The 9,424-nt window shown below is 40.1% G+C and carries 10 protein-coding genes; all 10 read right to left on the bottom strand.

Features of this window, described 5'->3' with window-relative positions:
• Nucleotides 1–121: 121 nt before the first annotated feature.
• Nucleotides 122–634, bottom strand: a complete 513-nt coding sequence (locus tag E1176_RS11340; protein WP_155210726.1) for a lactoylglutathione lyase family protein — start codon at nt 632–634, stop codon at nt 122–124.
• Between the two features lie 116 nt (nt 635–750).
• Complete coding sequence (locus E1176_RS11335; RefSeq protein ID WP_155210725.1) at nt 751–3,111, bottom strand: ATP-binding protein; 2,361 nt, start codon at nt 3,109–3,111, stop codon at nt 751–753.
• 202 nt (nt 3,112–3,313) lie between these two features.
• Complete coding sequence (locus tag E1176_RS11330) at nt 3,314–3,961, bottom strand: hypothetical protein (protein ID WP_155210724.1); 648 nt, start codon at nt 3,959–3,961, stop codon at nt 3,314–3,316.
• Between the two features lie 70 nt (nt 3,962–4,031).
• Nucleotides 4,032–5,387, bottom strand: a complete 1,356-nt coding sequence (gene accC / locus E1176_RS11325) for an acetyl-CoA carboxylase biotin carboxylase subunit (RefSeq protein ID WP_185152758.1) — start codon at nt 5,385–5,387, stop codon at nt 4,032–4,034.
• A gap of 75 nt (nt 5,388–5,462) precedes the next feature.
• Nucleotides 5,463–5,948, bottom strand: coding sequence for an acetyl-CoA carboxylase biotin carboxyl carrier protein (gene accB, locus E1176_RS11320; RefSeq protein ID WP_155210723.1), 486 nt, complete (start codon nt 5,946–5,948; stop codon nt 5,463–5,465).
• Nucleotides 5,949–6,042: 94 nt separating this feature from the next.
• Complete coding sequence (gene efp / locus E1176_RS11315) at nt 6,043–6,609, bottom strand: elongation factor P (protein WP_155210722.1); 567 nt, start codon at nt 6,607–6,609, stop codon at nt 6,043–6,045.
• 56 nt (nt 6,610–6,665) lie between these two features.
• Nucleotides 6,666–7,661, bottom strand: a complete 996-nt coding sequence (locus E1176_RS11310; RefSeq protein WP_155210721.1) for a beta-ketoacyl-ACP synthase III — start codon at nt 7,659–7,661, stop codon at nt 6,666–6,668.
• Nucleotides 7,662–7,675: 14 nt separating this feature from the next.
• Entirely contained in the window at nt 7,676–8,617 is a 942-nt protein-coding gene (plsX, locus tag E1176_RS11305; protein WP_185152757.1) for a phosphate acyltransferase PlsX, read from the bottom strand.
• A 12-nt stretch (nt 8,618–8,629) separates the two neighbouring features.
• Nucleotides 8,630–8,821 carry a 50S ribosomal protein L32 gene (gene rpmF, locus E1176_RS11300; protein ID WP_155210720.1) on the bottom strand — a complete coding sequence of 64 codons (192 nt, stop codon included), beginning with the start codon at nt 8,819–8,821 and terminating at the stop codon, nt 8,630–8,632.
• A gap of 27 nt (nt 8,822–8,848) precedes the next feature.
• Nucleotides 8,849–9,367, bottom strand: a complete 519-nt coding sequence (locus E1176_RS11295) for a YceD family protein (RefSeq protein WP_185152756.1) — start codon at nt 9,365–9,367, stop codon at nt 8,849–8,851.
• Nucleotides 9,368–9,424: the final 57 nt, after the last annotated feature.

Here is a 9,424-nt window from a genome sequence, read left to right as displayed (position 1 = left end):
CAGGTCATTCTGACGAAGGAAGAATCTTACAAAGGATATCGTGTGATTATTTTTTTAGTAAGATCCTGCGCATACTTAGGATGACTCATTTTTTGAGACGGCCTTTTTTTATATATCAATACTAATCGGTATAGGCGCCAGAAGAGTAAGTGAGCTCATAGCTATGCGTGTAAATCTCGAAAACAATACCAAACGGATCTTCGACATAGCACATTCTATACGGTTTTTCATCAGGGTAATAGGCCCTGATCGGCATTCTTTTCTTTCCTCCGGCAGCTTCAATCTTTGCGATGAGCCCTTCAATGTCTGGGTCCTGCACACAAAAATGAAACAGCCCTGTGTTGAATGGGTTAAACTCAGGCGCTTCTTTTTTACCTTGAGGGAAAGCAAAAAGCTCTACGCCAATACCATCAGAAGTAGATAGGTGCGCGATATCAAACTCGCTCCAATCTTCACCAAATACATCGATACACATTTGTCCAATAGCTGTGTCACGCTCTTTTTTTACTTTAGCCGGCTCCATAATTACATACCAGCCCATCACTTCGGTATAAAAGTCTACAGCCTTTTGTATATCAGGCACAGTAATGCCAATGTGAGAAAATGTCCTTGGATAATTGTCTGTGCCTTTCATTCCTAATTAGTTTAAATTGTGAATATTTGATTGGGCATAAATAACCCGAAGCGAGGGATTTAGTTTAGTGTATTTTATAGGTATCGGTCTTGTTTGCGTATATTCTAGGTATGCCTCTAATGCACTTGCTGTAAGATATGCACCAGATTTTCCATGTTCAATGGTTTTGTGAGGTGATAATCAAACCCTGAGTTTAAAGAATTCTCTCTGGCATTTTGGTGGCCGAAGCCGGTATGAGCAATATATATGGCATCTTTTTTATAGATTTCTTTAATTTTTTGCAATAATATATTGCCTTCCATATCCGGTAACCCGATATCTAAAATAAAAACCTCCGGTTCTATGGTATCAAGCAAATGCAGCCCTTGTTTAGCATTATATGCAGCAGAGACCTGACATCCCAATTTTGTCAATCTGATTTTAAGTAAATCAAGGGCATCTTCATTATCATCAACAATAAGTACTTGTAGGTTCTTTTTTATTTTTGGGATTCTATTTGAACTTTGCTTATCATCGGCATTAGGCTTTTGTTTTTCTGCAAGTGGAAATGTAAGTGTAAACTTAGATCCTTGTCCAGCGCCCATACTTTCAGCCATGATGGTACCCTCATGCATCTCCATAAAGCTTTTTACAAGTGAAAGTCCTATACCTAAGCCCTTGTTGCCTTTAGAAGGCCTAATTTGGGAGAAGGGTTCGAATATTGATTCAATATTCCCATCGATGCCAATTCCATTGTCTTCTATACAGATTTTAACAGTCTGTTGATCTGTGTATGCACTTATACTTACTTTACCACCTATGTCGGTAAATTTATTGGAGTTGGTAAGTAAGTTGCTAAGAACTTGATTTAGTCGAGTGGGGTCACCTTTTATAATCATGGGCTCGTTAGACAGTGAAATTTCAATCTGTTGATCTTTTAAGCTAAACATATGTTTAGCTTCATATACCGCTCGTTCTATCAGCTCTTTTACATTAACATACTCTTTGGCAAGGGGTACATTTCCTCTGATGATACGGGCAAGATCCAGCAAATCATCTAGCATTGATGCCATTTTATCTACGTTCCTATCCATCATGTCAACTGCTTTTTCAGCTTCTTCAGGATAGTATTTAAGTAAATCTACACCACCTCTTAATGCAGCTAGTGGATTACGCAGCTCATGTCCCAGTGTGGCAAGAAATTGATTTGTTCGTACATTTATTTTTTGTAACTCTTCAACAGCTGTTTTAAGAGTTTCCTCAGAGTTTTTTAATTTGGTTATATCCTGAGCCATACCAATCATTTTAAATGGAGTGCCCTGATTAAACATCATAGTCGCATTAGCTTGTACCCAAGAAATATCTTTGGTTTGCTTATTAACTACTCTGTAGATAGCTTCAAAATGCCCATTTTCAACATTAGTAGCTATTTTTAAGGCTTTTTTAACTAGAAGAAGATCGTCTGGGTGTATCCCTTGCCAAAAATGTTCCTGTGTTGGAGACTCATCCTCGTCTAAACCCCATATCTCTTTTAGCATGTGATCCCAATGTGTTTGCTCAGAGTTAATGAAAAATTCAAATGCGCCTATTTTTGCAGAGTCCTTAGCAATGCGCAGTTTCTCGTCACTAATTGTAAGGGCTGTTGTGATCTGTTTTTCCTTGATTGCTACAGAAAGCAAGTTGGCAATAGATTGTATGAAATTTGAGTCATCTTGGTCAAATTCATAATACGATGAGGTGTGCACCCCTAGTACGCCAAATGGAGGAGTGGAGTGATTTATTACTACACTCATACCACTGACCACACCATGATTTAATAATAAATCAGGACCTGTGAAACGCTTCTCTGTGCTCATTCGTCTAACAATTACAGGGTCATTCTGGATTAAAGTAAATCCTGCCTGTGAGTCTTCTTTGTCTGGTACAGAAGCTTTTCCTACAATGCCATCGCCCCACCCAACACCAGATAAGAGTAATAGGTCATTTTTTTCTGGTCTGTATTGCAAAACTTTACAAAACTCTACCTGTAAGGTATCTGCCACCTGCTTAACTAATTGATCCATTAAATCTTTTAGGTGAATTCCGCTTAAGGCTAACATACCGAGTTGAGCTATAGTGGCTTGCTGTCGTATCCTTCGGTTTGCTGCTCTTGAAAGTTGTTGAAGGTTGGTAATATCTTGAAATGTAAGAACTACGTCATTCAGTTCTTTATTTTCTGATTTATAAGGACTTATCCTGCGTGAGTATATCTTACCATCCTTTGTTTTTATAAGAGTTTGTGTTGATTCAAAAGTTTTTACAACACGCTGCACCTCAGCTTCCAGATTATGTTCTAATAATGTGTCTTTTAAGTCAAATATAGACTGTCCGTAGTGTCGTTCTGAAATGTTAAAAAGAATCTTGGCTGAAGGAGAGGAATGCTTCAGCTTTTGTGAACCATCAACAATTACAGTAGCTATATTCGTTTTTTCAATGATATCCTTCAAGTCTTCGATCATAATTAATATCTGTCTAATTTGACTTTTTGTATATCCAGCTATTGTGCAGTATTAGGTGCTAAGTGTGGTGATTTTTTCCCTTCTATACATTATAAATGTTATATAAGGGACTTAAGTAAGATACCATATTTATGATGATAATCAAATAGCGCTATTACTCGAAGACAGCGAAATTATACATAAATTGGCAGTTGTATATTTCTTACTGTAAAGGCACATAAAAACTAAACCTGAATGCCAGTAGGTTGTCGTTGCCGTCTTCGCCTAAGGCTGAAATGTTGTCTAGGTAATCTGTCATGGTATTGAAAAAACCGGCCTCAAGTCCTAGTCCATACCCATTGGGTAAAAAGTACATGGCGCCTGCCTTGGTAGGCAGCATGAACGATGAATTTCTATAGCTTTCGTCTTCTTCTCGCGTGTTAGACTGGTCCTGTAAATCCTCGCCAAATTGGTCTGTAGGTGTAAACCTTATGAAGCCAACTCCCTGGCTGAGGTAAGCTATAAAGTTTTCTTTCTTCACCAGGTTGATGTGGAGGTCGTAATTGATGTGAAAGAAATTGGTTTTAAAAAAGCGATTTGGCGTTTGAGGGCTTTGGTTGTTAGCAAAAAAGTCTCTGTTTTCACCGGTTACAGAGCCCAGACCCAGTACGAAACCACCATTGAGTCTTTTCTTATTGTTGAATTGTATGCCAGCATGAAAAGCGGCAGAGTAACCATCGTAAGTACTTAAATCTCCTTTATAAGAAACGAGACTAACCCCGGTGTGTAGCCATTTGCCAGGTGCTTGTGCCTGAGCGGTGTGGTAACTGATGAATATGGTGAGGCAGCTGATGAATAGGAGACGCTTCATAGCTGTAAAGTAAATAAATAAGCCCAAATCCTTAGCAGATTTGGGCTTAAATTCTTTGAGGTATGTTACCTTATTTCTTTAAATCGGTGAAGTCAAAAGACTCCAGGAATTTAGTAGTAAAGTCACCACCTTTAAATTGCTCATCGTCCATCAGTTTCAAATGGAAAGGAATTGTTGTCTTAATTCCTTCGATTACAAACTCGCTCAAGGCACGCTTCATACGTGTGATTACTTCTTCTCTAGACTGGCCGCTTACAATAAGCTTAGCGATCATAGAGTCATAGTTTGGCGGTATTGAGTAGCCGGCATATACATGGCTATCTACACGCACCCCATGGCCACCAGGCATATGCAGGTTTGTAATCTTACCCGGGCTTGGTCTGAAACCGTTACCAGGATCTTCAGCGTTGATTCTACACTCCATCGCGTATAAGTTAGGCGTGTAGTTCTTACCGGAGATTTTAATCCCTGCAGCAACTTTTATTTGCTCTTTGATTAGGTCGTAATCAGTTACCTCTTCAGTAATTGGGTGCTCTACCTGTATACGGGTGTTCATTTCCATGAAATAGAAATCACCGTTTTTGTCAACCAAAAACTCCACTGTACCAGCTCCTTCATATTTGATAGCTTCAGCAGCTTTGATAGCCGCTTTACCCATTTTTTCTCTCAACTTAGGGAAGTGCCTCATTACTGGAGAAGGCGTTTCTTCAAGCAGCTTTTGGTGTCTTCTCTGTATCGAGCAGTCTCTTTCAGAAAGGTGACAAGCTTTTCCTGTTTTGTCTCCAACAACCTGTATCTCTACGTGTCTTGGCTCTTCAACAAATTTTTCAAGGTATAAACCATCGTTACCAAAAGCAGCGCCAGATTCCTGACGGGCATCGTCCCACGCTTTCTTAAACTCTGATTCTTTATTTACCATTCGCATACCACGACCACCACCACCGGCAGTAGCTTTAAGTATTACGGGGTACTTAATTTTCTTGGCTATTTTAATACCTTCTTCCACAGAGCTAAGTAAGCCCTCAGAGCCTGGTATCGTAGGTACACCGGCTTTTTTCATTGTAGCCTTGGCAGTAGCCTTATCACCCATTTTATTGATCATGTCGGGTGATGCACCTATAAATTTGATGTTATATTCCTGACATACAGCGCTGAACTCAGCATTTTCTGCCAAGAATCCGTATCCGGGATGGATGGCGTCTGCATTAGTGATTTCTGCTGCAGCAATCAGGTTAGGTATATTTAGGTAAGATTCGTTACTTGGTGCGCGACCAATACATACGGCCTCATCGGCAAATCTTACGTGCAAACTTTCTTTGTCGGCTGTAGAGTAAACTGCTACTGTACCAATACCCATTTCTTTACAGGTACGGATGATTCTCAGCGCAATCTCACCTCTATTGGCTATTAATATCTTCTTAAACACAGTCTTGTCGGTTTAGATGAGTAATTTATTTAATAAAAAAGGCTATTTAAAGCCTTTCAATAACCGCAAATTACTTTACGAGGGATCTACCAAGAATAGCACTTGATCATACTCCACAGGAGAAGCATTCTCGACCATTACTTTTACGATAGTACCAGAAACTTCAGATTCGATTTCGTTGAAAAGCTTCATAGCTTCTACGATACAAACAGTTTGTCCTTTTTCTACTTTATCTCCAACAGATACAAATGGAGGTGTATCAGGGTTAGAAGATCTGTAGAAAGTACCAATCATAGGTGATTTTACTTCTACGTAATTGTCACCACCAGATGCAGGAGCTTCAGCCTTAGGTGCTTCTGCAGGCGCAGAAGCAGCAGGTTGAGGCGCAGGAGCCGGAGCGGCCGCTGGGGCAGGAGCCGGAGCAGCATGGTTGCTTTCGATTACTCGCGTTTCAGCATCTCTTTTAATAGCTATTTTTAGATCTTCAGTTTCAATGCTCACCTCGTTGAGGCCTGATTTTGAAATGAAATCTATTAAGTCTCTTATTTCTTTGGTTTTCATGTGTATGGAGTTTATTTACATGTTCACATCAGGTTGCCAACAAACTTAGCTGATGCATAGATTATGTCAAAAGTAATTTTTCTTTAAAACTAATTTAACTTTTTACGCGCTCAACGTAAGAGTTTGTTCTGGTATCAATTTTTATCTTATCACCCTGATTGATAAATAACGGAACCTGTACAGTCGCGTCAGTTTCAACCGTAGCCGGTTTGGTGGCATTTGTTGCCGTATCACCTTTTATACCTGGCTCAGTGTAAGTGATCTCCATTTCTACAAATGGAGGTAATTCACAACCAATTACCTTTTCCTCCTCTGCGTGGAACAATATATCCACCTCCTGTCCTTCTTTGATTAAGCCCGGGTTAGAAATTATATCTTCCTGCAGCGCTACTTGCTCAAAAGTACTGCTGTCCATAAAATGGAAACCCAAATCATCTCTATATAAATATTGGTGTGGTCTTCTTTCTATTCGTGCGGTTGTTACCTTATGGCCTGCAGTAAATGTATTTTCAATTACTTTACCGGTAGTAAGACTTTTTAATTTTGTTCTTACAAATGCAGGTCCTTTGCCGGGCTTTACATGCTGAAATTCTACAATGGTAAAGAGGTCATGGTTGTATTCCAGACATAAGCCATTTTTAAAGTCGGCTGTTGTTGCCATATATTAAATATTTTAAAGCTCTAAATTACTAATCAAAGAATTAAAAGCAATCTAAACTAGGCGTTATAAGCCCATTTTAAATATACTGATCCCCACGTGAAGCCGCCACCAAATGCAGCCAGCACCAGGTTGTCTCCGGCCTTAAGCCTTGACTCATAATCCCATAATAATAAAGGGAGTGTACCAGCGGTTGTGTTACCATATCGCTCTATATTCATCATTACCTTCTCCTCGGTAAGTCCCATGCGATTAGCGGTAGCGTCAATTATTCGTTTGTTAGCCTGGTGAGGTACAAGCCAGTCAACATTTTCAGCCGAAAGGTCATTGCGCTCCATAATCTGAGCAGCAATATCGGCCATATTAGTTACAGCAAATTTAAAAACCGTAGCCCCATCCTGATACACTACGTGTTCTCGGTTGTCTACAGTCTCATGTGTAGCCGGGTATTGGCTACCGCCTGCTTTCATGCGTAAAAACTCTGCGCCCTTTCCATCACTTCTATGGATGCTGTCTACGATGCAGTTGTCAGACTCAGTAGGCTCTAACATAACTGCACCGGCACCGTCACCAAAAATAATGCAGGTAGCGCGATCAGTATAATCTATGATAGAAGACATTTTGTCTCCACCGATAACGATTACTTTTTTGTAAAGGCCAGACTCTATGAATTTACTACCTGTGGTAAGGCCGTAAATAAAACCGGAGCATGCTGCAGAGATATCATAACCAAACGCATTAGTTGCTCCGATATTGGCTGCTACTACGTTTGCCGTAGCAGGAAAAGTCATGTCAGGTGTAATAGTGGCGCAAATGATGAGATCGATCTCGTCAGCTGTGGTGTTGGTCTTTTCAAGAAGTCCTTTCACAGCTTCGGTTGCCATTACTGAGGTTCCTTTACCTTCACCTTTAAGGATTCGTCTCTCTTTGATTCCTGTTCGGCTTGTAATCCATTCGTCATTAGTATCGACCATGGTTTCTAATTCCTGATTGGTCAATACATAATCGGGTACATAGCCATGAACCCCTGTAATTGCGGCTTTTGTTTGAGCCATATTAAAGTTGGTTTTTATTCAGCAAAGTAATCTTTAATCTTAGTGTGTACGTTGGACTCACCCATTCTCTGAGCGAGTAGTACCATGTTTTTGATAGCTTCCGGGCTTGAGACGCCATGTCCTATCACCACATTGCCATTGACACCTAAGATAGGACTTCCGCCAATAGCTTCATAGTTAAAGCGATCAAAATATGGGTCGCTGATTTTACGTGTTTGCAACATATCAAAAAATGACTCCGCCATTTTTAAGATTACGTTACCTGTAAAACCATCGCACACTATAACATCTGCCTTATCATTGAACAAATCACGCCCTTCAATATTTCCAACAAAGTTGATTTTTTTGCTCAGTTTAAGATTTTGATAAGCAGCCTGGGTAAGTAGTGTTCCTTTTTGCTCTTCTTCCCCGAGGTTCATAAGACCGACTTTTGGGTTGTCGATGTTAAATACGTGCTTGGCGTATAAAGAACCTATCTCTCCAAATTGAAAGAGCACGTCTGGTTTGCAATCTGCATTGGCACCTACATCGATGATTACCCCAAAGCCACCATTTTCTTTAGGTACAAAACCGGCAATACCCGGTCTGATAATACCTTCAATAGCTTTGATTGTAAACATAGCGCCAACATGCATGGCACCTGTGTTACCAGCACTACAAAATGCCTTCGCGATTCCGGCTTTAAGCAGGCCATATCCTACAGGTATACTTGCTGTTGGTTTTTGAGAAAGTGCCTTGGTTGGGTGTTCCCCCATACCAATAACCTCATCAGCATTGACAATCTCAATGTTTGATGAGGTTACATTATGCTCCTTGAGTTTGGAGCGGATCAGATCTTCCTGTCCCACTAAGACGATGGTATTATCGTCTGGGATTTCCTTAGAGGCTAACCCTGCTCCTACGACCGTACAGTCGGGAGCAAAATCACCGCCCATTGCATCTAATGCAATTTTCACAGGCAGTAAAAGTTAGGCTAGTACTTCTTTCTCCATCACAACTTTACCTTTGTAGTAAAGTTTGCCTTCGTGCCAAAATGCTCTGTGTGGCAAGTGAAACTCTCCGGTAGTAGGACATACTGCCAAATGCTTCGCCTCTGCCTTATAATGAGTTCTTCTTTTATCTCTTCTCGATTTTGACGTCTTTCTTTTAGGATGAGCCATTGTACTTAATTTATTGTGTTAAAGTTTTTATTTCAATTTACGAAGCGCTTGCCATCTCGGGTCAATTGCTTCATTGTTATCTTGTTTTTCTTCCTCTTTATCAGAAGTATAGACGATCTCATCTGAGTCGTCTTCATTATCAAACTTTGGGTGAAGCTTTTTCATAGGAATAGCCAGGCCGATAAACTCATATATATACTGCGCTAAATTGATGCGCTGTTTATCTCTTGGGATGATGACCATCTCGTCATCAATCTCTTCCTCTTCTTCACCAAACTTGAGTATCAACCCTCTGGTTGATGTAATTTTGTGGTCAAAAGGCTCTAAAGAACGATCGCATTCCAACCTCACAGTAACGTTTATGTCAAACTTGAGGTCGATTAATGTATCAGACTTTATAAGCTCAATGTCAACACTGCCTGCACCTTGCTCTACAATCTGCTCCGGAAACAGCTCAAAAAACGCAGAATCAATTTCGAATTGATAATTATGCGTCTCATTGCTGAGTTTGAAGATGTCGATATTGTAGTCGTTCAACGCGCTCACAGTCTTTCCCACCAAATTAAGGTTGCAAAGTTAAGAATATAATTCTATATAATAAAA

The organism is Fulvivirga aurantia (genome assembly GCF_009711475.1).
Taxonomy (GTDB): domain Bacteria; phylum Bacteroidota; class Bacteroidia; order Cytophagales; family Cyclobacteriaceae; genus Fulvivirga; species Fulvivirga aurantia.
This window is presented reverse-complemented; position numbering and strand designations above follow the sequence as displayed.

Bases quoted from the DNA above. Each gene is read 5' to 3' on its own strand.
- E1176_RS11340 (WP_155210726.1), bottom strand. From the start codon at position 634: ATGAAAGGCACAGACAATTATCCAAGGACATTTTCTCACATTGGCATT.
- E1176_RS11335 (WP_155210725.1), bottom strand. From the start codon at position 3,111: ATGATCGAAGACTTGAAGGATATCATTGAAAAAACGAATATAGCTACT.
- E1176_RS11330 (WP_155210724.1), bottom strand. From the start codon at position 3,961: ATGAAGCGTCTCCTATTCATCAGCTGCCTCACCATATTCATCAGTTAC.
- accB (WP_155210723.1), bottom strand. From the start codon at position 5,948: ATGAAAACCAAAGAAATAAGAGACTTAATAGATTTCATTTCAAAATCA.
- efp (WP_155210722.1), bottom strand. From the start codon at position 6,609: ATGGCAACAACAGCCGACTTTAAAAATGGCTTATGTCTGGAATACAAC.
- E1176_RS11310 (WP_155210721.1), bottom strand. From the start codon at position 7,661: ATGGCTCAAACAAAAGCCGCAATTACAGGGGTTCATGGCTATGTACCC.
- rpmF (WP_155210720.1), bottom strand. From the start codon at position 8,821: ATGGCTCATCCTAAAAGAAAGACGTCAAAATCGAGAAGAGATAAAAGA.